22 protein-coding genes and 1 pseudogene are annotated in these 22,535 nt (G+C 75.1%); 13 read left to right on the forward strand and 10 right to left on the reverse strand.

All coding sequences use genetic code 11. The features are described from left to right. Positions 1–12: 12 nt before the first annotated feature. The 4 genes from AB0910_RS16245 to AB0910_RS16260 all read right to left on the reverse strand — a co-directional run bounded on the left by AB0910_RS16245 (position 13) and on the right by AB0910_RS16260 (position 6,519). On the reverse strand, positions 13–3,345 hold the full coding sequence (locus AB0910_RS16245; RefSeq protein ID WP_366745246.1) for a PQQ-dependent sugar dehydrogenase: 3,333 nt from the start codon (positions 3,343–3,345) through the stop codon (positions 13–15). 54 nt (positions 3,346–3,399) lie between these two features. Further along, positions 3,400–4,377 carry a sugar phosphate isomerase/epimerase gene (locus AB0910_RS16250; protein WP_366745247.1) on the reverse strand — a complete coding sequence of 326 codons (978 nt, stop codon included), beginning with the start codon at positions 4,375–4,377 and terminating at the stop codon, positions 3,400–3,402. A gap of 155 nt (positions 4,378–4,532) precedes the next feature. Beyond that, positions 4,533–5,495 (reverse strand): hypothetical protein, encoded by a 963-nt coding sequence (locus AB0910_RS16255; RefSeq protein WP_366745248.1) that lies wholly within the window; start codon positions 5,493–5,495, stop codon positions 4,533–4,535. A gap of 388 nt (positions 5,496–5,883) precedes the next feature. After that, positions 5,884–6,519, reverse strand: a complete 636-nt coding sequence (locus AB0910_RS16260) for an SGNH/GDSL hydrolase family protein (protein WP_366745249.1) — start codon at positions 6,517–6,519, stop codon at positions 5,884–5,886. 146 nt (positions 6,520–6,665) lie between these two features. Here AB0910_RS16260 and AB0910_RS16265 point away from each other — a divergent pair, with 146 nt between their 5' ends. Continuing rightward, positions 6,666–7,037, forward strand: coding sequence for a DUF488 family protein (locus AB0910_RS16265; RefSeq protein ID WP_366745250.1), 372 nt, complete (start codon positions 6,666–6,668; stop codon positions 7,035–7,037). A gap of 33 nt (positions 7,038–7,070) precedes the next feature. On the opposite strand, the gene AB0910_RS16270 is transcribed toward AB0910_RS16265, so the two are convergent. Continuing rightward, a complete protein-coding gene (locus AB0910_RS16270) occupies positions 7,071–7,604 on the reverse strand; it encodes a hypothetical protein (protein WP_366745251.1) in 534 nt (177 codons plus the stop codon). Positions 7,605–7,736: 132 nt separating this feature from the next. Here AB0910_RS16270 and AB0910_RS16275 point away from each other — a divergent pair, with 132 nt between their 5' ends. The 3 genes from AB0910_RS16275 to AB0910_RS16285 all read left to right on the forward strand — a co-directional run bounded on the left by AB0910_RS16275 (position 7,737) and on the right by AB0910_RS16285 (position 9,317). Further along, the gene (locus AB0910_RS16275) at positions 7,737–8,432 is read left to right on the forward strand and encodes a M24 family metallopeptidase (protein ID WP_366745252.1); all 696 of its coding nucleotides are present in this window, start codon (positions 7,737–7,739) and stop codon (positions 8,430–8,432) included. A 62-nt stretch (positions 8,433–8,494) separates the two neighbouring features. Next, positions 8,495–8,833, forward strand: a complete 339-nt coding sequence (locus AB0910_RS16280; protein ID WP_366745253.1) for an STAS domain-containing protein — start codon at positions 8,495–8,497, stop codon at positions 8,831–8,833. Between the two features lie 46 nt (positions 8,834–8,879). Beyond that, positions 8,880–9,317, forward strand: coding sequence for an ATP-binding protein (locus tag AB0910_RS16285; RefSeq protein WP_366745254.1), 438 nt, complete (start codon positions 8,880–8,882; stop codon positions 9,315–9,317). On the opposite strand, the gene AB0910_RS16290 is transcribed toward AB0910_RS16285, so the two are convergent. Next, positions 9,294–10,241 (reverse strand): SDR family NAD(P)-dependent oxidoreductase, encoded by a 948-nt coding sequence (locus AB0910_RS16290; RefSeq protein ID WP_366745255.1) that lies wholly within the window; start codon positions 10,239–10,241, stop codon positions 9,294–9,296. The genes AB0910_RS16285 and AB0910_RS16290 overlap by 24 nt on opposite strands. Before the next feature lie 108 nt (positions 10,242–10,349). Here AB0910_RS16290 and AB0910_RS16295 point away from each other — a divergent pair, with 108 nt between their 5' ends. The 4 genes from AB0910_RS16295 (at position 10,350) to AB0910_RS16310 (ending at position 14,325) form a co-directional block, all read left to right on the forward strand. Continuing rightward, a complete protein-coding gene (locus AB0910_RS16295) occupies positions 10,350–11,015 on the forward strand; it encodes a TetR/AcrR family transcriptional regulator (protein WP_366745256.1) in 666 nt (221 codons plus the stop codon). A 240-nt stretch (positions 11,016–11,255) separates the two neighbouring features. Then, positions 11,256–12,911 carry a PP2C family protein-serine/threonine phosphatase gene (locus AB0910_RS16300; protein WP_366745257.1) on the forward strand — a complete coding sequence of 552 codons (1,656 nt, stop codon included), beginning with the start codon at positions 11,256–11,258 and terminating at the stop codon, positions 12,909–12,911. 5 nt (positions 12,912–12,916) lie between these two features. Continuing rightward, entirely contained in the window at positions 12,917–14,011 is a 1,095-nt protein-coding gene (locus tag AB0910_RS16305) for a cobalamin-dependent protein (protein WP_366745348.1), read from the forward strand. Continuing rightward, positions 14,008–14,325 carry an STAS domain-containing protein gene (locus AB0910_RS16310; RefSeq protein ID WP_366745258.1) on the forward strand — a complete coding sequence of 106 codons (318 nt, stop codon included), beginning with the start codon at positions 14,008–14,010 and terminating at the stop codon, positions 14,323–14,325. Before AB0910_RS16305 ends, AB0910_RS16310 begins: the two co-directional genes overlap by 4 nt. Before the next feature lie 192 nt (positions 14,326–14,517). Here the strand turns inward: AB0910_RS16310 and AB0910_RS16315 are convergent, their stop codons facing one another. Continuing rightward, positions 14,518–15,432 (reverse strand): AraC family transcriptional regulator, encoded by a 915-nt coding sequence (locus tag AB0910_RS16315; protein ID WP_366745259.1) that lies wholly within the window; start codon positions 15,430–15,432, stop codon positions 14,518–14,520. A gap of 161 nt (positions 15,433–15,593) precedes the next feature. Here AB0910_RS16315 and AB0910_RS16320 point away from each other — a divergent pair, with 161 nt between their 5' ends. The 4 genes and pseudogenes from AB0910_RS16320 to AB0910_RS16335 all read left to right on the forward strand — a co-directional run bounded on the left by AB0910_RS16320 (position 15,594) and on the right by AB0910_RS16335 (position 18,514). Continuing rightward, positions 15,594–16,676, forward strand: a complete 1,083-nt coding sequence (locus AB0910_RS16320; protein WP_366745260.1) for an aldo/keto reductase — start codon at positions 15,594–15,596, stop codon at positions 16,674–16,676. 175 nt (positions 16,677–16,851) lie between these two features. Beyond that, positions 16,852–17,232 carry a hypothetical protein gene (locus AB0910_RS16325; protein WP_366745261.1) on the forward strand — a complete coding sequence of 127 codons (381 nt, stop codon included), beginning with the start codon at positions 16,852–16,854 and terminating at the stop codon, positions 17,230–17,232. Continuing rightward, a pseudogene (locus AB0910_RS16330) lies at positions 17,228–17,425 on the forward strand (alpha/beta hydrolase); the annotation flags it as partial. The gene AB0910_RS16325 and the pseudogene AB0910_RS16330, both read left to right, overlap by 5 nt. Before the next feature lie 207 nt (positions 17,426–17,632). Next, positions 17,633–18,514, forward strand: coding sequence for an SGNH/GDSL hydrolase family protein (locus AB0910_RS16335; RefSeq protein WP_366745262.1), 882 nt, complete (start codon positions 17,633–17,635; stop codon positions 18,512–18,514). 83 nt (positions 18,515–18,597) lie between these two features. On the opposite strand, the gene AB0910_RS16340 is transcribed toward AB0910_RS16335, so the two are convergent. Further along, positions 18,598–18,816 (reverse strand): hypothetical protein, encoded by a 219-nt coding sequence (locus AB0910_RS16340; RefSeq protein ID WP_366745263.1) that lies wholly within the window; start codon positions 18,814–18,816, stop codon positions 18,598–18,600. 139 nt (positions 18,817–18,955) lie between these two features. After that, positions 18,956–19,246 (reverse strand): antibiotic biosynthesis monooxygenase family protein, encoded by a 291-nt coding sequence (locus AB0910_RS16345; protein WP_366745264.1) that lies wholly within the window; start codon positions 19,244–19,246, stop codon positions 18,956–18,958. Positions 19,247–19,499: 253 nt separating this feature from the next. On the opposite strand from AB0910_RS16345, the gene AB0910_RS16350 reads away from it, so the two are divergent. Continuing rightward, positions 19,500–20,807, forward strand: coding sequence for a YbfB/YjiJ family MFS transporter (locus tag AB0910_RS16350; RefSeq protein ID WP_366745349.1), 1,308 nt, complete (start codon positions 19,500–19,502; stop codon positions 20,805–20,807). On the opposite strand, the gene AB0910_RS16355 is transcribed toward AB0910_RS16350, so the two are convergent. After that, the gene (locus tag AB0910_RS16355) at positions 20,786–22,405 is read right to left on the reverse strand and encodes an AMP-binding protein (RefSeq protein WP_366745265.1); all 1,620 of its coding nucleotides are present in this window, start codon (positions 22,403–22,405) and stop codon (positions 20,786–20,788) included. The two genes, AB0910_RS16350 and AB0910_RS16355, sit on opposite strands and share 22 nt — an antisense overlap. Positions 22,406–22,535: the final 130 nt, after the last annotated feature.

A 22,535-nucleotide genomic window follows, 5' to 3' on the forward strand; every position in this document is an offset into this window, starting at 1 on the left:
TCGCGTCCCCCCTCAGTCCTCGTGTCCCCCCTTCAGGGCGGCCGCGTCGCGGGCGAGCGCGGCGCCCGCCGCGGCGTCGGGGACGAGCGCGCGGTCCCCCGCGAGAGCCGCGACCGTGTCCAGCACGGCGGCGGCCTGCGCGGTGCGGCCCGCGTCCGCGTGTGCTTCCGCCTGGCCGAGCCGTACGGCCAGCCGCTGCCCGCCCCGCGCGGTGAGCAGCCCGTCCTCGCGCAGCTTCGCCACCAGCGCGGTGAGGTCCGCGTAGGACGTGTGGGTCGTGAAGTGCACTGTCGTGACGGTGGTGTTGCCGGCCCTGTCGGTGCCGGTGGCCGTCAGGTCGTGGCCGCCGAGCGGCAGCCGCCACAGGTCGAGCGGGCTGCCGGAGGCGGCCGGTACGCCGTCGAGCGCGAGCGCCGCCGTGGCGCCGCCCGAGACGGCGTCGGTCGCGGTGGCGGCGGGCGCGGGCGCCGCGGAGTCGCCGAGGTCGGCGCCGTCCGCCACCCCGGCGACCGCGACGCGCGGGCCCGTGCGGTCGATGCGCACCGTCAGGGTGCCTGGCTCGGAGACGTTGCCCGCCGTGTCGGTGGCGCGGTAGGCGACCGTGGTGGTGCCCTCCTGCGACAGGGTCACGGCGGTGTCCGCCGGCTTCCAGGTGGCGCCGCCGTCCGTGGAGTACGCGCGGCTCTTGACGGCCCCTTCGTCCTTCGCCGTGACGGTCAGCCGCACGTCGCCTGTGTACCAGCCGTTCTTGCCCGTCGGCTCGCCCGGGTCGAGGGCGGCGGTCGCCGTGGGGGCGGTGCGGTCGGCCACGCCAGGACCCTGGAAGGTGAACGCGTCGGGCTCCACTCCGCCGGATGAGGTGAGGTAGAGCCTGCCGCTGCCCGCGGGGGCGCCGGTGAGCGGGGTGTCGACGGTCTTGCGGCCCTCGCCCGCCGGGACGGTCACCGTGGCGAACGGCTCGGCGTCCGGGGAGTTCCAGCGCAGCGCGAGGGTGCCGGCGCCGTCCGCGCTCGTCCGCACGCCGGTGATGCCGGCGAACGACACCGGGTCGTACGCGATCCAGTCGCCCGGGTCGAAGGAGGTGAGGCGGCGCAGCCCGGAGGCTGTGGGGTCGTCGGTGACGGTGACGCCCTCGGCGGCGTCGTAGTGCTCGGCCTGGGTGAGCACGGGGTTGAGGATCACCTGGGCGTCGCCCGCGGCGGGCGGCACCCCGCCCGCGCCCTTGTCGGTGTAGGTGACGCCGAGGACACCGAAGACGTTCTCGGTGTCGCCGTGGCCCGCGTCGGTGGGCGTGGCGATCGCGCCCGAGCAGCCGGTGCCGCTGTCGACGGGGTGGCCGTGCTGGTTGTGGCCGAGCCCGAACGTCCAGGCGACCTGGGCGCAGTCGACGTCGGTGCCGTCCTCGGGGTCGTCGATGTCGGTGCCGTAGGCGACGGTGTCGCCCCAGTGGAAGAAGCCGCCGGTGGGCGGCCGGGTGATCCGCACGGTGGGCGCGGTGTTCCCGACCGTGATCTGGTGGCTGGTGAGGCCGGTCTTGCCCTCGGGGTCGGTGACCTTCAGCCGGGCCTGGAACTGGCCGTTCTCGGTGTAGGTGCGGGTGGCCTCGGGGCCGGTGGCGTCGAACGTGCCGTCGCCGTCGAGGTCCCACTGGTAGGTGAGTTCGCCGTGCTCCGGATCGGTGGAACCGCCCGCGTCGAAGGTGACGGCGAGCGGCGCGTGCCCGGAGGAGGGCGCGGCCGAGATCACCGCGGTGGGGGCCTTGTTGCCCTCCGCGTACTCGATCCGGTAGAGGCCTGCGTCGGGGTTCTGCCGGAAGAAGCCGTCGCCGTAGTCGAGGACGTAGAGCGCGCCGTCCGGGCCGAACTCCAGGTCCATGGGGTTGTCCCAGGGCGGTATGCCGTTGGCGGACCGCTCGCTGTTGGGCAGGACGTTCTCCAGCTTGCCGACGGGTCCGTCGGGCCCTTCGAGGGTGAGGGCGGCGACGTAGTCCTGGGAGAACTCGGCGAGGAACGCCTTGCCGTCCCAGTAGGCGGGGAACTTGCCGGTGGACGGGTTGTCCTGGTCGTAGTGGTAGACGGGGCCGCCCATGGGTGCCTGGCCGCCCGGCCCGTCCGGGCCGCGGAACGCGGTGAGTTCGGGCCACGGCTGGTCGGTGTCCTTGTCGCCGTACCAGAGGGTGGCGGGGTGGGCGGGCGGCAGTTCCCGCAGGCCGGTGTTCCAGCGGGAGTCGTTGACCGGGGCCGCGCAGTCGAAGGCGGGGCCCGGGGTGAGGGTCGCGTAGTCGAAGTCCCGGTAGGGGTGGGTGTTGTCGCCGGTGCAGAACGGCCAGCCGCTGTTGAGCGGCTTGGTGGTGGTGTTCCACTCGACGTAGCCCATGGGGCCGCGGTCCGGGTCCGCGGTGCCGGCGTCGGGCCCGTAGTCGCCCCACGAGACGGCGCCGGTCTCCTTGTCCACGCTGAGGCGGTAGGGGTTGCGCAGGCCCATCACGAAGATCTCGGGGCGGGTCCTCGCGGTGCCCGGCGGGAAGAGGTTCCCCTCGGGGACGGTGTAACTGCCGTCGTCCTGCACACGGATGCGGAGGATCTTGCCGCGCAGGTCGTCGGTGTTGCCGGAGCCGCGGCGCTCGTCGAGGCCGGGGTTGTAGCCCGGCGCGTCGTTGATCGGGGTGTATCCGTTGACATTGGGCCCCGACGCCGGTGTGTTGCCGCCGGTGGAGAGGTAGAGGTCGCCCTGCGCGTCGAAGTCGACGTCGCCCGCGACGTGGCAGCACTGGCCGCGGTTGGTGGGGACGCGGATGATCTCCTGCCTGGTCGACGGGTCGAGCGCGTCGCCGGTCCACCGGTAGCGGTAGAGGGCGTCGTAGCCCTCCCACTGCTTCCAGTAGGTGTCGTCCGCTCCTGCGGGCAGCCGCTCGGGGGCGGCTCCCGCCGGGGTGTCGAGCGGCGGAGAGTAGTACAGGTAGACCCAGTGGTTGGTGGCGAAGTCCGGGTCGAGGGTGACGGTCTGGAGCCCCATCTCGGAGTTCTGGTACACGTCGATGTGGTTGGCGATCCTGGTCACGCCCGTGCCGGGGTCGGTGAGTCGCAGGTCGCCGTTGCGCGCGGTGTGCAGCACGCGGCTGTCGGGCAGGACCGCGAGGTCGATGGGCTCGCCGGTCTCCTTGGTGAGTGTCGCCTTCTCGTAGTTGCCCCAGTCGAGGGCGGGTTCCGCCGCCTCGGGCTCGTGGGCGGGGGCGTGGGCGGGTACGGGAGCCGCCTGCGCGGCCGGCGCGAGGGCGGTGCCGCCCAGCGCGGGCAGCGCCGCGAGCACGACCGCGCCGATGAGGCGTCTGAGGGTTCGGTGCACGGTGGTGCGTCTCCTTCGTCGCGTGCCGGGGTACGGGTCTTGCTGTGCGGCGGTTCAGGCTCCGAGCAGGTGCCTGATGCCGCCCAGGCTGCGTTCCGCCGCGCCGAGCGAACCGGGCGGATTCGGCTGGGTGTTGACGGCGTTGTCCTGCTCGTAGATGCCGATGTGGCTGTCGCGTGCGCCGATGTCGCGCACGAACCGCTCGTACGGCAGGGTGCCGGCGCCGAACTCGACCATGGCGTAGCCGTCGCCGCTTCCCGGGCTCGGCACCCCGTCCTTCAGATGGAACAGCGGGTAGCGGTAGGGCTGGTCGCGCACGTAGGCGGCGGGCTCGAAGCCGGGGAAGCGGTACTGGCCGACGAACGCCCAGTAGACGTCCATCTCCAGGTACACGTACCGGGGGTCGGTGTGGCGCAGGAACACGTCGTAGAGGCGCACCGCGGGCCGGTCGGTGGCGAACCCGAACTCGCCCGCGTGGTTGTGCTGGTAGAGCTTGATGCCGCGGGCGGCCGCGGCGCGGCCCCACTCGTTGAAGTCGTCGGCCGCGGCCCGGTAGGCGGCGACGGTGCCGGTCCCCGACGGGGCGTTGGCGGTGCCGAGGTGGGGCATGCCGAGGATCTCCGCGGTGTCCAGCTCGCGCTGGAGGCCGGAGGCGAGGTTGCCGATGCCGACGTGGCTGCCGGTGGCGCGCAGTCCGTTGTCGTCGAGGATGCGGCGGATCTCCTGGGGGGTGATCTGCCGTCCGAGGATGGCAGTGTCCTGGGTGTATCCGGCGAACTCGACCTCGTTGTAGCCCATTTCGGCGAGTGCGGGCAGTACGACGCCGAAGCCGAGCGAGGTGACCTTGTCGCGGACGCTGTAGAGCTGGATGGAGATGCGGTTCTTCGGGATGCCGAGCCGGGACGGCGCGGCGGCGGGCGCGGCCGCTGCGGCGTGCGTCCCGGCGAAGGACGCGGCGGCCACGGCCACGGTGGTACCCGCGGTGGCCCGCAGGAACGCCCTGCGGTCGAAGGACTTGTGCAGATGACCCACGGTCACTCCTGGTGATGAGGCGGGGACGTGCGGGGCGGTGCGGGGCGCGGCTCACGGCGCGCTGGAGCGGCTGCCCCTCGCTTCGGGCGCGGCGGGGCGGCGGGCGTGGCGGGTGCGCGGCGGGCCGCCCGGGTGCGGCGGGGCGGCGGCCCCGGTCACAGCCCCGCGTCGCCGGCCGCCGCTGCGGCGCTCCTGGCCGCGGCCGCGCGCTCGGCCGCCTGGCCGGCGAGTGCCTGCCCGCGGTCCCGTGCGCCGGGGCGCAGGGCGCGCGGCGCGGCCTCGGCGGCCGCGGGCACCGCGGTCTCGCCCTCGATGCCGCCCCGGACGCGGGCCAGCGGGCCCACGGCGAGTACGGGGGTGTTGCCGGTCGCGGTGAGCTTCCCCGCGACGATGGTGTTGTCGAGCACGGCCGCCCCGGTGTTGCCGGTGACCTCCAGGGTCTTGGCGAGGTAGCTGGCGCCCGCGCAGGAGCCCAGGGGCCCGTCGCCGCCGAGTTGCAGGGTGTCGCCGTTGTCGCGGTAGGCGGTGGCGCCGCCGACCTCGCTCGCGCACAGCACGCCGCCGAGGGAGTTGCCCGTGACGGTGAGCGCGCCCTTGACCGTGGTGTCGTTCAGGTCGGCGTAGAGGCCGCCGGTGCCGGTGACCGCGCCCTTGACTGTGCTGCCCGACACGTACAGCTCGCCGCCGTCCGCGGCGACCTCGCCGCCCACCGACGTGTCGACCGCGTACAGGAAACCGCCGTGCGCGGACGCGGACTTGACGGTGGAGTCCTGGAGGTGGGTGCCGAAGGCGCCGGCCGCCGCGACGGCCGACTTGAGGGTGGAGCCGGTGACGTCGAGGTACGCGCCGTCGCCGACGGCGACGGGGCCGCCGAGGGTGACGCCGGAGGCGACGAGGTCGGCGCCGTCCCTGACGGTGACGGTGCCGGTGACCTTGGTGCCCTCCAGCGTGCAGGACTCCCCCTCGGGCACCACCAGATCGCCGCGGACGGTGACGGCGCCGCCGTCGCCTACGCAGGTCGTGTACAGCGCGGCCTGCGCGGAGGAGGCGAGCGCGACCAGGCCGCCGGAGGCCAGCAGGGCGGCGGCGGCCGTCACGGCGTACGTACGTAGCTTCATTGCGCTTCCCCTTGCTTGCTGCCGACACGGCCGCGCCGGTCGCACGGCCGGGCCCCGCCGTGGCGGGGGTGCTGCGGGTTGCGTGAGCGCGCGCCTCACAGCAGGCCGAGCCCGTCGGACGGGTGGGTCTGCGTGGGGGAAGGAGGCGTGAAGTGCGGGGCGTTACCCGGACGAAACATCCGCCCGGTGGCCCGAGACATTAGGGGCCCGCGTAAGGGACTGTCCATAGGTTTGACCGGAGAAAGGAAAAAGTCCTCGACGAAACATCAAAACTTCTGTCTGTTCCGGCGAATGTCGAGCGGGGTGCCGCGCCGGGCGAGGCGGCAGGGCCCGCCGGCGGGGGCCTCGTCGGCGGTCTCGTCGGCGGCGGTTCCGGCGCGCCCGGCCGTCAGTCCAGGGCGACCAGCTCGGCCCAGGCGCGGGCGAGCACGGCGTGCCCGAGCGGTGTGGGGTGCACGCCGTCGCCCGCGACCGCCCGCGCGCCGCCGTGCTCCCGCGCCGCGGCGTTGAGCAGGCCGTCCGCGGGGAGCAGCGGCGCGTCGAACTCCTCGGCGAGCCGCCGCACGACGTGGATGCGCGGGTCGAGGTCCTCCCGCCACTCCCACTGCTCGGCCTCGACGGGCACGAGGAACGGCTCGACGAGCAGGAGGCGTGCACCGAGGCCGTCCCGTACGCGGACCAGGAGGTGGCGGTAGTCGCGCTCGTAGGCTGCGGTCGTGGTCGCGTCGCCCGAGTCGTAGCGCCGCCAGGTGTCGTTCACGCCGACCAGCACGGAGACGAGGTCGGGGCGGAGCGCGAGGGTGTCCTCGTCCCAGCGGGCGCGCAGGTCGCACACCCGGTCGCCGCTGACACCCCGGTTGACGAAGGTGGCCGCGCTCGCCGGGTGGCGCTCGCGCAGCAGGTCGGCGGCCATGCGGGCGTAGCCGTTGCCGAGGCCGTCACCCGGCAGGGTGCGGCGGCTCGTGTCGGTGATGCTGTCGCCCTGGAAGAGGATCGTCGCGTCGGACGGCAGGCGCAGGGGCATGGAATTCTCCGCGATGGCTCGGTGCGTACGGGCGGCCCGTGCCGGCGGCCCGGCGGGCGGCGCCGGTCCACGGAGTGTGCGCGCCCGTGTCCCGCCGCCCGGTCCACGACTGGCGGCCGGGCGGGCCGTGGCCGGAGAATGGGCCGATGGAGACCGTACCCGACGTGCGGGTGGCGCGCGTCTACGAGCAGCCGGAGACCGGCGGCGGAGCGCGCGTCCTGGTGGACCGGATCTGGCCCAGGGGCCTGTCGAAGGAGGCCGCGGGGCTCGACGAGTGGTGCAAGGACGTGGCGCCCTCCACGGAGCTGCGCCACTGGTACGGGCACGAGCCCGAGCGCTTCCCCGAGTTCACCGCCCGCTACCGCGCCGAGCTCGCCGACCCCGGCAGGGCAGCCGCCCTCGACCACCTCGCCGGCCTGTGCGGGCGGGGCCCTGTGACCCTGCTGACCGCGACGAAGGAGGCCGGCCTGAGCCACGCGGCTGTGCTCGCGCTGGTACTCACCGACACCGCGGCGTAGCCGGGAGGGGCACCCGTCGGCAGGTCCGGCGGCTCACCGCTCCACGCGCGCCTCGAAGCGTACGAGCCCGGTGACGCCGAACTGGAGGATCAGCGGCAGGGTGTGGCGGGCCGTCACGTCCTTGACGTGGTGCAGCGCGACCGTGGGGCCGCCCTTGGCGCCGAAGGTCGTCGCGCCGTCCGACTGGATGAGGATGCCTGCCGGGTCCATGGCGCCGTCCCCCTTGGGGTCGCGGCCGCCCCCGAGCGTGCCGCGGGCGCCGCCGGGGACGCCGACCATGTCGAGGTGGTCGGTGACGGTACCGGAGTTGCGGACGGTCATCGTAAGACTGCCGTCACCCGCCGCGTCGAGGTGGGCCACGGCGCCGGTCACCGTGACCGCGGCGCCGTTCGCGCTCGCCTCGATCCGGCCCGGGGTGCCGCTGGGCGCGGGGGCGGGCGAGGAGGGCGCGCCGGACGGGGAGTGGCCGCCGCAGCCGGTGAGGCACGCGGCCAGGGCCGCGGGCAGGACGACCGCCGCAGCCGTGACGAAGGGGTTCTTCCGTGCCGTCTTCGCTTTCCGTCCCATGCCTGCATTATGCGAGCGCCCCGCCGGCGGCCCGCGCCCGGGTCCGCGGGGCCGGGGCTCCGCTCCCCCGGCGCCGCCGCCGGTGGGGGAAAAGCGCACGTGCCCGCGCCCCTGGAGGTCTACGGTCTGGCCATGAGCGACAGGTGCGAGGCGGAGCGGGTGCGGGGACTGCTGGACGCCCAGGCGAAGGCGGCGGGCCTCTTCGCCGAGGTGGAGCGGCGCGGCCTGCTGGTGCCCGGCGAGAGCGAGCAGGCGGTCAGCGACCGGATCAGGGACCTCGCCGCCGAGCTGTACGGGGTGCGGAGGTTCTGGCACAAGCGGATCGTGCGCTCGGGTCCGCACACCCTGGCCCCGTTCCGCGAGAACCCGCAGGACCGGGTGATCGAGGAGGGGGACATCCTCTTCGTCGACGTCGGGCCGGTCTTCGAGGAGTGGGAGGCCGACTTCGGCCGTACGTACGTGCTGGGCGGCGACCCCGCGAAGGTGCGGCTGCGCGACGCGCTGCCCGAGGTCTTCGCCGCGGGCCGCCGCGCCTTCGACGCGGACCCCGGCATCACGGGCGAGCAGCTGTACGCGGAGATGGTGCGGATCGCCGCCGCGGCCGGCTGGGAGTTCGGCGCCTGGCACAGCGGTCACCTGGTGGGCGAGTTCCCGCACGACCGGCCCAAGGACGGCGGGGTGGGCCCGTACATCGCGCCGGGCAGCGACCTTCCGATGCGCAGGCCCGACAGCCGGGGCCGTGCCTGCCACTGGATCCTCGAGGTCCATCTCCTGGACCGCGCGGGCGGGTTCGCCGGATTCCACGAGGAACTCCTCGACCTGCCCTAGGGGCGGCCCCGCTTCCGCCGGGTGGCCGCCCGCGCATGCCGGGGGCATGAGAGTCTGTGGCCGTGGCGGAGAACCCTGCGACGGTGGTCGCGCGGACAGCGGACGGCGGCGCACGGGTCGTCCGGGCGACCGGCGCCCTCGACGACGAGAACGCGTACCTGCTCGAAGAGGCGCTGGAGAGGGCGGACCTGGAGGGCGCGCGCCGCGTGGTGCTCGACCTTTCTGCGGTGTCGTTCGCGGACTCGACGGTGCTGCACGTGCTGCTGCGGGCCCGGGGCAGGAGCAGGCGGCTGGTGCTCGCGGGGCCGCTCGGGAGCGCCGTGGGACGGCTGTTCGAGGTGACGGGCACCAGGACCGCCTTCACCTTCGCCGAGACGGTGGAGGCGGCTCTCGCGCTGTGAGGAAGGCAGGACGTCGGACGGTGCGGTGGGGACGAGGTGGGTCGGCGTGACGTATGCGACGGGCAACGACGGGCAGTGGACCGCGCACGCCCCCGGGCTGCCGGGCAGGGCGGCCGAGGCCCGCCACCGGGTCCGCGACCTGCTGGTGCGGGAGGGGGTCGCGGCCGAGGGAGCGCACTTCGACGCCGTACTCGCCGACGCCCTGCTGCTCACCTCGGAGCTGGTGACCAACGCGCTGCGCCACGGCGGCGGCCTGACCGGCTTCTCCGCGTCCGTCGCCGACGGCTGCCTCGTGCTCGTGGTCTCCGACGCCAGTACGCGGGTCCCGGCGGCCCGCGCGCCGCGCGACGACTACCCGGCGGGCGGCTACGGCTGGCCGCTGGTGTGCCGGATCGCGGGCACGCCCGAGGTGGTGGTGACCGCGTCTGGCAAGACCGTGCGGGCCGTCATGCCGCTGCGGCTACCGGGTGGCGGCAGGCCCTGAAGGAGCCGGGCTCTGCACGGGCCCGGCGACGGGGAACCGCACGCCGGTGAGATCTTCGGAGACGGCCCACAGCCGCTGCTGGACGGCCGCCTCGTACGACTGCGGGCTCGAAGTGACCAGCCGCGGATGCCCCTTGACCTCGTTGCGCCCGCCGGGGCCGTAGTACTGGCCGCCGAGCGCGGCGGGGTCGGTGGCGGCGCGCAGGGTCGGCAGCGCGCCCATCGCCGGCGTCTGGGCGATCAGCGGCGCGAGCCAGGTGAGCGGAAGCCGGAGGGGCGCCGGGCTGTTGCGGGCGAGCTCGGTGCTGGAAAGGCCGGGGTGCGCGGCGAGCGCGGCGGTGGTGCCGTGCGGGGCGAGCCGGCGCTGCAGCTCGTAGGTGAACATCAGGTTGGCCAGTTTGGACTGGCCGTAGGCGGCGGCCCTGCCGTACGAGCGCTCCCCTTGCAGGTCGTCGAAGTGGATCGCGGCCCGGATGCGGTGGCCGGTGCTGCTGACCGTCACCACGCGCGAGCCCGGCACCGGCAGCATCAGGCCGAGCAGCAGCCCGGTGAGCGCGAAGTGACCGAGGTGGTTGGTGCCGAACTGCAACTCGAAGCCGTCCCTGGTGGTCTGCCTCGGGGTGTACATCACGCCGGCGTTGTTGATCAGCAGGTCGAGCCGGTCGAGCCGGGACCGCAGGGCCTCGGCCGCGGTCCTGACAGAGTCGAGCGAGGTCAGGTCCAGCGCCTGCACGCTCACATCGCCGGCCATGCGGGCCGCGGCACGCTCGCCCTTTTCGACGTCGCGCACGGCGAGCACCACGGCGGCGCCGCGCTCGGCGAGCGCCCTGGCGGTCTCGTACCCGAGGCCGGTGTTGGCTCCCGTCACCACGGCCACCCGCCCGCGCTGGTCCGGAATACCCGCCGTCGTCCACTTGTCGCCCATGCCGGACTCCCATCCCCTTACATACCGCCGGTACCTTACTCTTCGGAGATTAAAGTACTCCCGGTACGCTGTCAACGTACCGGAGGTACCCAAACTAGGATGGAGAGCGTGACTTTCCAGCGGGCGCGAACCGAGGAGCAGCGGGAGATCCGCCGCCGGGCGATCCTCGACACGGCGTCGGAGATGCTCGACGAGATGCCGGTGGCCGCGGTCACCCTGAACGAGCTCAGCCGGCGCGTGGGGCTGGCGAAGCCGAACGTGCTGCGCTACTTCGAGTCCCGCGAGGCGGTGCTGCTCGAACTCCTCGACCGCTTCCTGCAGGAGTGGCTGACGGAACTGGCGGACGAGTTGGCCGCCGGCGTCGACGGGGGACTGCCCATGGCCGAGCGAGCGACGGCGGTGGCCGGGATCGTCGGCCGTTCACTCTCCGGCCGCGCGGTGCTGTGCGACCTCTTCGGTGCGCAGGGCAGCGTTCTGGAGCACAACGTCTCCGTCGAGGTCGTCACGCGCTACAAGCGCGCCTCCCTCGACCGCCTGGCGGCCATGACCGCGCTGCTCCTGACGTACCTGCCGGAGCTGGGCGAGAACGCGACGCTGTTCAGCCTGCAGACCATGGTCATGGCAGGCGCGCTCTCGGCGTACAGCACGCCCCCGCCCAGCCTGCAGGCGGCCTACCGGGCCGAGCCCGACCTGGCCCGCTTCCATCTGGACCTGGCGGACTCCTTGAAGCTGACGCTGACCGCGGCCCTCCTGGGCGCGCTCCCCCGCACCTGAGGCGCGCCGCACCGGACGCCCAGGGGGCGACGGCACCGAAGCCGCCCCCCGACCACAACCCCTCACCGGGCCATTGGGGTGGAATAAAACGGGAAATAAAGCCTGAATGGGACGAACACCTGTCTTCTGAAGCACGAAGTTTGCGTCACCCTCGCGACTGCGGGAAGGTTGCCGAATGGAATCAATCCGTTCTGTCCGTTCCCTGGGAGGGTGGTGAGGCCCGCACCGCGCGAGCCCTCGATGGAGACTTCCGAGAGCCTGACGGCCCAGCTCCCCGACACCGGGACCGCGCCGCGTGCGGCGTGGGCTGCCGCCCCGTACCCCGTTCTGCTGGCCGACGCGGCCGGCACACTGACCGACGCCAACGCGGCGGCCACCGCCCTCTTCCCCGCCGCGGCCCGGCCCGTGCCCCTGGCCGACGCGGTGCCCGCCTGGCTCGCCGACGCGCACCGCGCCCTCGTACGCGGCCCGGCGCCCGCGGGCGCGGCCCACGGCGCGGTCGGCGGCCGCAGCTTCGAGGCGCACCCCACGCCGCTCGACTCGGGCGAGGTGGCGTGGTGGCTCGTGGACGACACGGACCGGCGCATCGCCGAGGAGGCGCTGCGCACCGAGCAGGAGCGCACGGCGTTCCTCGTCGAGGCGTCGAGCGCCCTGCTCGCCTCCCTCAACGTCGACCGCTGCATGGAGGCGACCGCACAGCTCGCGGCGCGCCATCTGGCGGACGCCGTGGTGGTGGTCGCCCCCGCGACCGGCCGCCGCCACCCGGTGGCGTACGCGGGCCCGGGCGGCACGGTCACCCGCGCGGCCGTCACCGCCGACCCGGCCGAGGTCCCGGGCCTGAGCGAGGCGTTGCAGGGTTTCCCGCCGGTGCCTTCCCGCTGGATCGACCCGGCGCAGCTGCCCGGCTGGGCGGTGCCCGCCGATGTCGCGGGCCCCGTCGGCTCGGTCGTGGTCACCCCGCTGCCGGGGCACGGCGTTCCCGCGGGCGCGCTCATCCTGCTGCGCCGCACCGACCGGCGGGCCTTCCACGAGAGCGAGGAGGTCTTCGCCGGGCTGTTCGCCGCGCGTGCGGGCGCCGCCCTGTCCGCGGCCCGGCTGTACGCGGAGCAGTCGGGCATCACGGAGACGCTGATGCGGGACCTGCTGCCGCCCCCGCTGCGCCAGGTGCACGGGGTGGAGTTCGCGGGCGGCTACCGCGCCGCGGGCGCGGGCGAGCTGGCGGGCGGTGACTTCTACGACGTCCACCCGGGCGCCGCGGCGGACGCCGAGTCGCTCGTGGTCCTCGGCGACGTGTGCGGCAAGGGCTTGGAGGCCGCCGTCCTCACCGGGAAGATCCGCAACACGGTGCAGGCGCTGCTGCCGCTCGCCGACGACCACCAGCGGGTCCTCGAACTCCTCAACGGGGCGCTGGTCAGCTCCCACCACACCCGGTTCGCGACGATGGTCCTCGCCTCGGTGCGCCGGCACCTCGGCGCGGTACGGCTGCGGCTGACGAGCGCGGGCCACCTCGCGCCGCTCATCGTGCGCGGGGACGGCCGGGTCGAGGAGGCGGCGACCCGCGGCTCGCTGATCGGCGCCCTGCCCGAGGTGACGTCCGTGACGGTGACGGAGGACCTCGCGCCGGGCGAGACCTGCCTGCTGTTCACCGACGGCATCACGGAGGCGCGCGGCGGGCCCCTCGGCGACGACCTGTTCGGCGAGGAGCGGCTGCGCGCCGCGCTCGCCGAGTGCGCGGGGCTGCCTGCCCAGGCCGTCGTGGAGCGGGTGCAGATGCTGGCCTCCCAGTGGGTCGGCAGGGGACGGCACGACGACATGGCGGTGGTCGCGATCACCGCACCGCGCACCACGCACCTCAGCGCGGTGGACGGACACACCCGGGGCAGGTACACCGCATGACGGACATTCAGGGCGCGACGCGGGCGGCGCCCGCCGCGGCGGAAGCGGACTTCGACCGGTCGGCGGCCCGCGAGCGGCTGTGGGGCGCGGTCGGCGAGGGCGACGAGTACGCGGCGGCCGCCGTGGTGTTCGGCGCGCTCGACGCGGGCGTGCCCGCCGAGTCCGTGCTGCTCGACCTGATCGCGCCGGTGCAGCACCGCGTCGGGGCCGAGTGGGCGGCGAACCGGCTGAGCGTGGCCGCCGAGCACGCGGCGAGCGCCATCAGCGACCGGGTGATAGGCGCGCTCGCCCACCACCCGGGGGCCAGGGCGCGGCCGCGGGCCGGGCGGGTGGCGGTGGCGTGCGTGGACGGCGAGTGGCACGCGCTGCCCGCGCGGCTGCTCGCCGAGGTGCTGCGCCTGCGCGGCTGGCGGGTGGACTTCCTGGGCGCGCAGGTGCCGTCACCGCACCTGGTGGCGCACCTGCACAGGACGGCGCCCGACGTGGTCGCGCTCTCCTCGTCGATCGCGACCCGGCTGCCGACCGCGCACGCCGCGATCACCGCGTGCCAGGCCTCGGGCACGCCGGTCCTGGTGGGCGGGGCCGCGTTCGGCGGCGACGGGCGGTACGCGCGGGCGCTGGGCGCCGACGGCTGGGCACCGGACGCGCGGGCCGCGGCCGACCGGCTCGCGCGGGGTCTGACGGGACCGGCGGCCGGGGAGCGGCCGCGGCTCCAGTTCGACGACCTGCCGCACCTGGCCGACCAGGAGTACACGACCGTGTCGAGGACGGCGCGGGAGCTGGTGCGTGAGGTGATGGCGGGGCTGGCCGAGCGCTTCCCCGCGATGCGCTCGTACACGGAGGCGCAGCTCCAGTACACGGCGGAGGACGTCGCGCACGTGGTGGAGTTCCTCGCGACCGCGCTGTACGTGGACGACGCGGACCTGTTCACCGGCTTCGTCACCTGGACCGCGGACATCCTCGCCGCGCGCCGGGTGCCGCCGGTGTCCCTGGCGCACGCGCTGGACATCCTGCGGGTGCGCCTGGTGGACTTCCCGCGCGCCACTGCCCTGCTGGCCGCGGCGCAGCGGGCCCTGCCCGACACCGGGGCCGGCGCGTGACGGACCTTCCGCAGCCGCTGTTCGCGGTGACCGCCGAGGAGGTGCGGGGCGGTGTGCTGCTCCGTCTCGCGGGCGGGCTGGACCACGAGACGGCGGACGAACTGGTCGACGCGGTGCGCGCGCGGCCGGCCTTGGCCGCCCCTGGCGAACTGCGCCTCGACTGCGCACAGCCGGCGTCGTGCGACTCGACCGGCCTGTCCGCGCTGCTGATGGTGCGGCGCCTGACGGCCGCCGCGGGTACTGCCCTGCGCCTGCTCGCCCCCGGGCCGCAGCTGACCAGGATGCCGAGGTCACCGGCACCCTCCGCCATCTGACGGCCCCGCCGACGCCGGACGCGCAGCAGACGGGGCAGGCAGGGCAGACGGGCACCGCGCACGGCCTGGCCGCCCGGCGCCCAGGCCCCGGCACGGGCTGACGCCCCGCACGGGGGCGCCGCCGCGCCGAGCACGGCAGACGGCGGAACCGGCGGTGGGACCGGCAGCCGGACCGGTTCGGGAGCGCGCTGCTCAGAGGGGCGCGGCGAGCTCGGCGGCCGGGGCGTGACCGCCGCGGAGGCGTACCGCGTCGCGTCCTGGCGGCACCCCGAACAGGCGGCGGTACTCCCTGCTGAACTGGGAGGCGCTGTCGTAGCCGACCGCGTACCCGGCGGACGCCACGTCGCCCGACCCCGCGACCAGCAGCAGCCGCGCCTCGCGCAGCCGCACCTGCTTCTGGTACTGGATCGGCGTCATGGCGGTGACCGCGCGGAAGTGCCGGTGGAAGGCCGAGGGGCTCATCCCGCACATCCGCGCCAGGTCGGCCACCCGTACCTGCTCGGCGAAGTGCTCCCTGAGCGTGCGGACGGCGCGCGCGATGTGCCCGAGGCGGCCGTCGGCGAGCCCGATCTGCCGGACGGTGGCACCGCACGGCCCCGTGACGAGGCGCCAGAGGATCTCCCGCTCGATCAGCGGCGCGAGCACCGGCGCGTCCGCCGGGCTCTCGGAGAGCCGCAGCATCCGCGCCACGGCGTCGACGAGTTCGGCGCTCGCGCGGCCGACGGCGAGCCCCGGCGGGGGCGTGGCGTCGCGGCCGCCGCCCGCGGGCGGGGCACCGCCGGCGTCGAGCAGCAGCGAGGCGATGGCGGCGGGACGCAGGGTGAGGCCGAAGCCGAGGAAGGGCCGCTCGCGGTCCGCCCGCGTGTAGTGGCCTGCGACGGGCAGGCCCACGGAGACGACCAGGTACTGGCCGGCGCCGTAGTCGTGGACGCGGTCGCCCGAGGTGAGGCGCTTGGCGCCCTGGGCGACCAGCGCGAACACCGGTTCTGCGACCGAGTAGGCGGGCGGCCCCGGCTCCGTCACCGACGACACGCGAGCGCCGCCGGCCAGGGGTCCTGGCCGGGCGGCGCAGCGGGCGATCAGGGCTCGCAGTTCGTCCAGGGGCATGGCACCGATCCAACCACCGCCCGGCGGGAACGGCCAGGGCGGCCGGGGGGGAAGTCGACAGGATCGGGCAAGAGGCCGCCAGGATCGCTCTCACACCACCGCTGGTCGCGGCCGTCTACTCGGAGGTGTCGGAGATCCACCCCCAGTTGCGGGAGCAGAAAATGACACTCGATTCGTATGTGAGCCTCGGCAGGTCGGGACTGCGCGTGAGCCCCTTCTGCCTGGGCGCGATGAACTTCGGCGAGGACGGCGGCGCGGGCTGCGACGCCGCCGAGTCCGAGCGCATCCTGCGTGCCTATCTGGAGCGCGGCGGCAACTTCGTGGACACGGCCAACTTCTACACGAACGGCCACTCGGAGAAGATCATCGGCGACTTCCTCGCCGGGCGGCCCGCGCTGCGCGACCGGATCGTGCTGGCGACCAAGTTCTTCGGGAATCTGCACGTCGGCGACCCGAACGGGGGCGGCGCAGGCCGCAAGGCGGTGATCGCGCAGCTCGACGCGTCGCTGCGCCGCCTCGGCACGGACCACGTCGACCTGTACTGGCTGCACAACCACGACCGGCACACCCCGGTCGAGGAGACCCTGCGCGCGCTGGACGACCTGGTGACGGCGGGGAAGATCCGCTACGTGGGGTTCTCCGACACGCCCGCCTGGTTCACCGCCCAGGCCCACACCATGGCGCTGCTGCGCGGCTGGACCCCCGTCACCGCGCTCCAGATGGAGTACTCGCTGCTCGAACGCACCATCGAGGGCGAGCTGATCCCGCTGGCGCAGGCCACCGGCATGGCGATGCTGCCCTGGAGCCCGCTCAAGAGCGGCTTCCTCTCGGGCAGGTACACGCGCGGGGGCGGGATTCCCGAGGGCACCCGCAGGTCGGCCGTGCTCGGGGAGCCGAGCGAGGAGCAGTACCGGGTGATCGACGTGCTCGGCGCGGTGGCCGAGGAGGCGGGCGCGAGCCCGGCGGCGGTCGCGCTCGCCTGGGTGCAGGGGCGGCCCGGCGTCACCTCGACCCTGGTGGGCCCGCGCAGCGTCGCGCACCTGGAGGCGAACCTCGCCGGCCTCGACGTGCGGCTCACGGAGCAGCAGCGGGCCGCGCTCGACGAGGTGTCGGCGCCCGCGCTGAACTTCCCTGCCGACCTGAACCGGCAGGTGGGGGCGATGCTCCAGTTCGCCGGCGCCACCGTGGACGGTGAGCGCACCGCGGTCTACCCGCCGCTCGCACACAGCTCCGTACGCTACTGAAGCCCGCCCCGGGCCTCGCGCGTCACAGCGCGGCGTCGAGGGCGTCGAGGGCGTCGAGGGCGTCGAGGGCGTCGAGCCAGTCGGCCACGGGCCCGAGGGCCGGCAGGCCGCTTCCCGCCCCGGCGATCTCTCCGCGCGCGGGGGCGAGCGCGGCGCGGGCCCGCAGGAAGACCGTGTGCTCGCCGGTGTCCAGGGCGGCGCGAGCCGCGAGGCACCACAGGGCCTCGGTGAGCAGGTCGCCCGGCGGGTCGGGCGGCGCGCGACAGGCGGCGCGCGCGGCCGCGCGCTCGCCGCGGGCGAGCAGGACGAGGGGAGGGCCCAGTCCGCGTCGTCGCCGGGGTACCCGGTGGGCGCGGGGAGTCCCGCGGTGACACGGGCCGAGAGCAGGGCGAGGGACAGGAGCCCCGTGGCGAGGCCCGGCATGCCGGCGCCTTCGAGGAGCCGGGCGGCGTCCCGGCAGGCGGCGGCCGACTCCGCGGGCGCGGCTGCGCCGGTAGCGGCGGCGCGCAGGACCCGGTACCAGCGGATGAACACCTCGGCGAGCGGGCGGCCGTGACGCCGGCAGGGTGCTGCGGATGCCGGTCGCCGTGCTCCGGCAGGACTGGGGCGCGGCACTCGGCCGCGACACCGCGGCCCGCCGGCGCGCCCGGGCCCCCGCGGTGCGCCACACCACGGTCGGCTGCGGGCACTTCATGGCCGAGGAGGACCCGGCGCTCGCCGTGCGCGCGCTGCGCGCCCTGATGGTGTGAAGGACCGGCACCCGTACGGCGCGGACCCCGGCCGTACGGGTGCCCGGCGTGACCCCCGCGCGGCGAGGGCGTTTTCCAGCCGTCCGCGCGCGGTGTCTGCGCGAACCGTTGACCGGAACTTAACTCGCAAGTAACTTCCGCAGCGCGCCGCTCCGTTCACCCGGCCCCCTCCCGGGCCGCCTCACGCCGAATCCGAGGAGAACACAGATGTCGATGCGCGCTCTCTTCCGGGGTCTGACCGCCGCTGCCGCCGCCGCGGGCGCGGTCGCCCTCGGGCTCGGGCTCACCGGTCCCCCGGCCCAGGCCGCCACCCCCCTCCCGTACGTCGCCCTCGGCGACAGCTACAGCGCCGGTTCCGGCATCCTGCCCCTCGACCCGACCGCCTCCCTGCTCTGCGCCCGCTCGACCGCCGACTACCCGCATGTGATCGCCGACCGCATCGGCGCCCGGCTCACCGACGTGACCTGCGGGGGCGCCGAGACCAAGGACTTCGCGTCGGCCCAGTACCCGGGGGTCGCGCCCCAGCTGGACGCGCTCGGCGACAGCACCGGGCTGGTGACGCTCACCATCGGCGGCAACGACAGCGACACCTTCATCGACGCGATCCTCGCCTGCGGGTCGGCCGGGGTGGTCACCGCGGGCCAGGGCGCGCCGTGCAGGGCCCTGTACGGGGACTCGTTCGACCACACCATCGACAGCACCACCTACCCGGCGGTGCGCACGGCGCTCCAGCAGGTGCGGGCCAAGGCTCCCGGCGCCCGGGTCGCGGTGCTCGGCTATCCGTGGATCCTCCCGGCCACCGCCGCCCCCGGGTGCTTCGCGAAGATGCCGATCGCGGCGGGCGACGTGCCGTACCTGCGGGACCTGCAGACCCATCTGAACGCGGCGGTGCGGCGTGCGGCCGCGGACACCGGGGCGACGTTCGTCGACCTGGCGGCGGCCTCCGAGGGCCATGACGCGTGCGCGCCGGCGAGCACGCGCTGGATCGAACCCGTCCTGTTCGGCACCAACTTCGTGCCGGTCCACCCGAACGCCACGGGCGAGCGGCAGATGGCCGAGCGGACCCTGTCCGTGCTCGGCGAGGACTGACCCCGCACATGCGCGGGCCCCGCCCCCCGGTCTCGGGGGCGGGGCCCGTGCCGCGTCCGCGTGCGGGACGCCGGGTGCCGCGACTAGCGGGCGCCGCCGGCGAGGAAGCCGCCCTCGGCGTGCGTGATGCCGTAGGGGCCGCCCAGGTTGGTGTAGCTGCCGTGGCCGCCGATGAAGCCGATGCCGTGCTCGTGGTGGTGGCCGTGGTGGTGACCGTCCGCGAACGCCGTGCCGGTGACAGGGACGATGGCGGCCATGCCGAGAGCGACGACGGCCGCGGCGCGGGCGATGTTCTTGCGCATTCGGTTCCTCCTGCGTGTGGTAGGGACGACGGTTCCTTCTCCCTTTCCGCGCCGTCCGTACCGATCCGCGCGGCGAGTTGCCCCTTCCGGGTGAGCTTCTTGCTCCGGTCTCAGGACGCGGGCCCGTACTCCGCCCGGGCTACTCGGCGTCGTACAGCTCCACCACGCGGCTGTCGAGCAGCGGCACGATGCGCCCCAGCACGAGGTCCCTGAAGTGCGGGGTCTCGCGGTGGTCGGCGAACGCCTCGCGCGAGGCGTACCGCTCCAGCAGGACGATGCCGCGCGGGTCGTCCAACTGGCGGTAGACCACGAACGCGCGGTTCCCCGGTTCGGCTCGGCTGGCGGCCGCGAGGTCGGAGAGCAGGGCGAGCACCTCGTCCTCGTTGCCCCCTGCGACGGTGTAACGGGCGATGACCTGGAGTTCCGGCATGGTCCCGCACCCTATCCCCGTATGCGGGCCGCGCGCTGGGAGGCAGCGCCTCCCAGCAGGGAGGAAACAGGTCGTGGCGCGCCCCGGCACCGCGCGCCGACGATGGCCCTGCGGGGCCGCGGGCGCGGCCCCCGCGCCCGCCGCTCCCGTTCTCCGCGAGGTCCCCGCCATGGCAGCCGAGCCCCAGTTCGCCTCCGCAGGGGGCTCCCCCTGGCCGCACGTCCTGCGGGCCGCGGCCGCGCTCGGCGCCGGCATGGGGGTGGGCCGCTTCGTGTACACGCCGATCCTGCCGCTGATGCAGGCCCAGGCGGGCCTGACGGCCGCCGCGGGCGCCGACCTGGCGACCGCGAACTACGCGGGCTATCTGGCGGGGGCGCTGGCCGGCAGCCTCTCGCCCCGCCTCGCCCGCTCCCGCGCCGTGCTGCACGGTTCGCTCGCCGTGCTGGTCGCGACGCTCGCGGCGATGCCGCTCACCCGGGACACCGCGGTGTGGCTCGGGCTGCGCGGCGTCGCGGGGGCGGCCAGTGCGCTGGTCTTCGTCATCGCCGTGACCGGCCTGCTCCACCGGCTGCGCGGCGGTCCCGCGCACCTGACCGGGTGGGCCTTCGGCGGGGTGGGCGCGGGCATCGCCCTGTCAGGTCTGCTCGTCCTCGGCCTGCGCCAGGCCGCCGACTGGCGGGCCGCCTGGTGGGCGTCGGCGGCCCTCGCCACGCTGCTCGCCGCAGCGGCCCGCGAGCCGCGCGCCCCGGGCGCGGCATCCGGCTCCCGGGCACGGCACGCCGATCGGCCACCGGCCGACGACGGCACGGAGAACTCGGGCGTGACGAGGGCCCGGAGCGGCACGGGAAGGGCCGGCGGCGCGGGGCCCGACGTCGGTACGGGAAGCGCCGGCGGCCCGGCGGCCCGCGACGGGTCGCTCGTGGAGCGGCCGCCGCGTACGCGGCGGTGGTTCGGGGCGCTGCTGGCCTGCTACAGCCTGGAGGGTGTCGGCTACATCGTCGCGGGGACGTTCCTCGTCGCGGCGATCGGCCGACAGTCGCCCGGCGCGCTCGGCAGCGGGGCCTGGGTGCTGGTGGGGCTCGCGGCCGTCCCCGCCTCCGCCCTGTGGACGGCGCTCGGCCGCCGCTTCACCCGGCCCGATCTGCTGGCCGCCGCGCTGGTGGTGCAGGCGGTGGGCATCGCGCTGCCCGCCGTGGCGGGCGGAGCGGTCGCCGCGCTGGCCGCCGCCGTCCTCTTCGGCGGCACGTTCCTCGGCGTGTCGACCCTCGCACTCGCCATCGGGGCGCATCTGCGCTTCCCGCGCTCCGTCGCCGTGCTGACAGCGGGTTACTCCGTCGGGCAGATCGCCGGGCCGCTCGCCGTCGCCCCGCTGCTGCACCACGGCTACCAGCACGCCCTGCTGCTCGCCGCCGCGGTGACCGGCGCGGCGGCGCTGTGCGCGGGGGCGCTGCGCGTCCGCTTCCCGCACCGCATACCGGTGCCGGGACCCGGCACGCCGGGCGGCCAGGAGCCGGGCCGCGCCTCCCGCAGGCGCGGGGCTCAGTCGAGGACCGGCGCGTAGCGCGCGGCGAGCGCCTTCTTGTCCACCTTGCCGATCGCCGTGAGCGGCAGGTCGTCGAGGATCTCCAGGCGGTCGGGTGCGAGCAGGGTGCTCGCACCCCGTTCGCGCAGGAACCTCTTGAGGGCGCGCAGGGTCGGCGGCGTACCGTCCGGCACGACGCAGACGCAGACGCGCTCGCCGAGCGCCTCGTCCGACACACCGATGACCGCGACGTGGCGCACCCCGTCGTGCGCGGCGACATGGGCTTCGAGCTCGGCGGCGGCGATCTTCTCGCCGCCGCGGTTGATCTGGTCCTTGACCCGTCCGACGACGGTCAGGCAGCCGTCCGCGTCGCGGCGCACCACGTCGCCCGAGCGGAAGAACCCGTCGGGGGTGAAGGACGAGAGGTTGCGCTCGGGCTCCCGGTAGTAGCCGTTGATGGTGTACGGGCCGCGGGTGAGCAGTTCGCCCGCCTCGCCCGGCGGCACGGGCCCGCCGTCCTCGTCGACGACGTGGACCTCGTCGTCGGGGGAGAGCGGGCGGCCCTGGGTGGCCAGGACGCGCTCCTCGGGGTCGTCGAGCCGGGTGAAGTTGAGGAGGCCCTCGGCCATGCCGAAGACCTGCTGGAGCGCGCAGCCGAGGCCGGGGCGTACCGCGGCGGCCTGGCGGGGCGCGAGGACGGCGCCGCCGACCTGGAGGAGCCGCAGGCTCGTGAGGTCGTAGCGGCCGACCTCGGCCTCTTCGAGCCAGAGCGGGACCATCGAGGGCACGGTGGCGGTCACGGTCACCCGCTCGCGGCCGATCAGCGCCAGGCAGTCCTCGGGGCTCGGCGAGGGCGCGAGGACCACCGTGCCGCCCGCGGACAGGGTGCCGAGCACGCCGGGGCAGGCGAGCGTGAAGTTGTGCGTCACGGGGAGCGCCGCCAGGTAGACGTCCTCGGGGCCGAGACGGGTCACGTCCGCGCTCGCGCGCGCGTTGTAGTGGTAGTCGTCGTGCGTGCGCGGGATCAGCTTGGGCGTGCCGGTGGTGCCGCCGGAGAGCAGCAGCACGGCGATGCCGTCGGGCGCGGGCTCGGGCCTGCCCGCCGCCTCGGCGGGGTGCGGCAGGTCGGTGAGGTGCACGGTGCCCTCGCCGTCCCCGTACGGCTCCCCCGCGACGACGACGTGCCGCACGCCTGGCTGCCTGCGCCGGAGTTCCGCGGCCTGCTCGCGGTAGTCGAAGCCGCCTGCGCCGGGTATGACGTAGCCGGCGGCGCCGGAGAGCCCGGCGAGGGCGTCGAGTTCCGCAATGCGGTGGCTCGGCGGGATGAGGACGGGGACGACTCCGGTGCGGAACGCGGCGAAGCAGAGGGGGACGAACTCCGCGCGGTTGTCGAGCTGGACGAGCAGCCGGTCGCCTGCCGCGAGCCCGAGCCCGATGAGCCCGGCGGCGATCTCGTCGGCCCAGGTGTCGAGCGCCGCGTAGTCGTAGCGCCGCTCCCCCGCGACGAGCGCGGTGTGCGCGGGCCGCTCTGCGGCGCGCTCGCGCAGCAGCGTGCCCAGCGGACGGCCGAGCCAGTGGCCCGCGTCACGATAGCGCCGCGCCCGCTCCGCCGGCCATGGCGTGAAGCCTTCCGTCATGTGACTCTCCCCTGGCTCCTGGCGCGGCGCGCGGGCGATCCCGTGGTGCGGACTGCGGTGTGATGACCGGTCACGTCGAGGATGGCCTTGCCGCGATCATGAACAAAGCTTAGCCTTACCTAACCAGCGC

The sequence above is a fragment of the Streptomyces sp. NPDC047002 genome (genome assembly GCF_040704505.1).
Lineage (GTDB): Bacteria > Actinomycetota > Actinomycetes > Streptomycetales > Streptomycetaceae > Streptomyces.

Excerpts from the sequence above, each read along its gene's own strand:
- AB0910_RS16255 (WP_366745248.1), bottom strand. The coding sequence starts at position 5,495 with ATGAAGCTACGTACGTACGCCGTGACGGCCGCCGCCGCCCTGCTGGCC.
- AB0910_RS16260 (WP_366745249.1), bottom strand. The coding sequence starts at position 6,519 with ATGCCCCTGCGCCTGCCGTCCGACGCGACGATCCTCTTCCAGGGCGAC.
- AB0910_RS16265 (WP_366745250.1), top strand. The coding sequence starts at position 6,666 with ATGGAGACCGTACCCGACGTGCGGGTGGCGCGCGTCTACGAGCAGCCG.
- AB0910_RS16270 (WP_366745251.1), bottom strand. The coding sequence starts at position 7,604 with ATGGGACGGAAAGCGAAGACGGCACGGAAGAACCCCTTCGTCACGGCT.
- AB0910_RS16275 (WP_366745252.1), top strand. The coding sequence starts at position 7,737 with ATGAGCGACAGGTGCGAGGCGGAGCGGGTGCGGGGACTGCTGGACGCC.
- AB0910_RS16290 (WP_366745255.1), bottom strand. The coding sequence starts at position 10,241 with ATGGGCGACAAGTGGACGACGGCGGGTATTCCGGACCAGCGCGGGCGG.
- AB0910_RS16300 (WP_366745257.1), top strand. The coding sequence starts at position 11,256 with ATGGAGACTTCCGAGAGCCTGACGGCCCAGCTCCCCGACACCGGGACC.
- AB0910_RS16315 (WP_366745259.1), bottom strand. The coding sequence starts at position 15,432 with ATGCCCCTGGACGAACTGCGAGCCCTGATCGCCCGCTGCGCCGCCCGG.
- AB0910_RS16320 (WP_366745260.1), top strand. The coding sequence starts at position 15,594 with ATGACACTCGATTCGTATGTGAGCCTCGGCAGGTCGGGACTGCGCGTG.
- AB0910_RS16335 (WP_366745262.1), top strand. The coding sequence starts at position 17,633 with ATGTCGATGCGCGCTCTCTTCCGGGGTCTGACCGCCGCTGCCGCCGCC.
- AB0910_RS16340 (WP_366745263.1), bottom strand. The coding sequence starts at position 18,816 with ATGCGCAAGAACATCGCCCGCGCCGCGGCCGTCGTCGCTCTCGGCATG.
- AB0910_RS16345 (WP_366745264.1), bottom strand. The coding sequence starts at position 19,246 with ATGCCGGAACTCCAGGTCATCGCCCGTTACACCGTCGCAGGGGGCAAC.
- AB0910_RS16350 (WP_366745349.1), top strand. The coding sequence starts at position 19,500 with ATGGGGGTGGGCCGCTTCGTGTACACGCCGATCCTGCCGCTGATGCAG.
- AB0910_RS16355 (WP_366745265.1), bottom strand. The coding sequence starts at position 22,405 with ATGACGGAAGGCTTCACGCCATGGCCGGCGGAGCGGGCGCGGCGCTAT.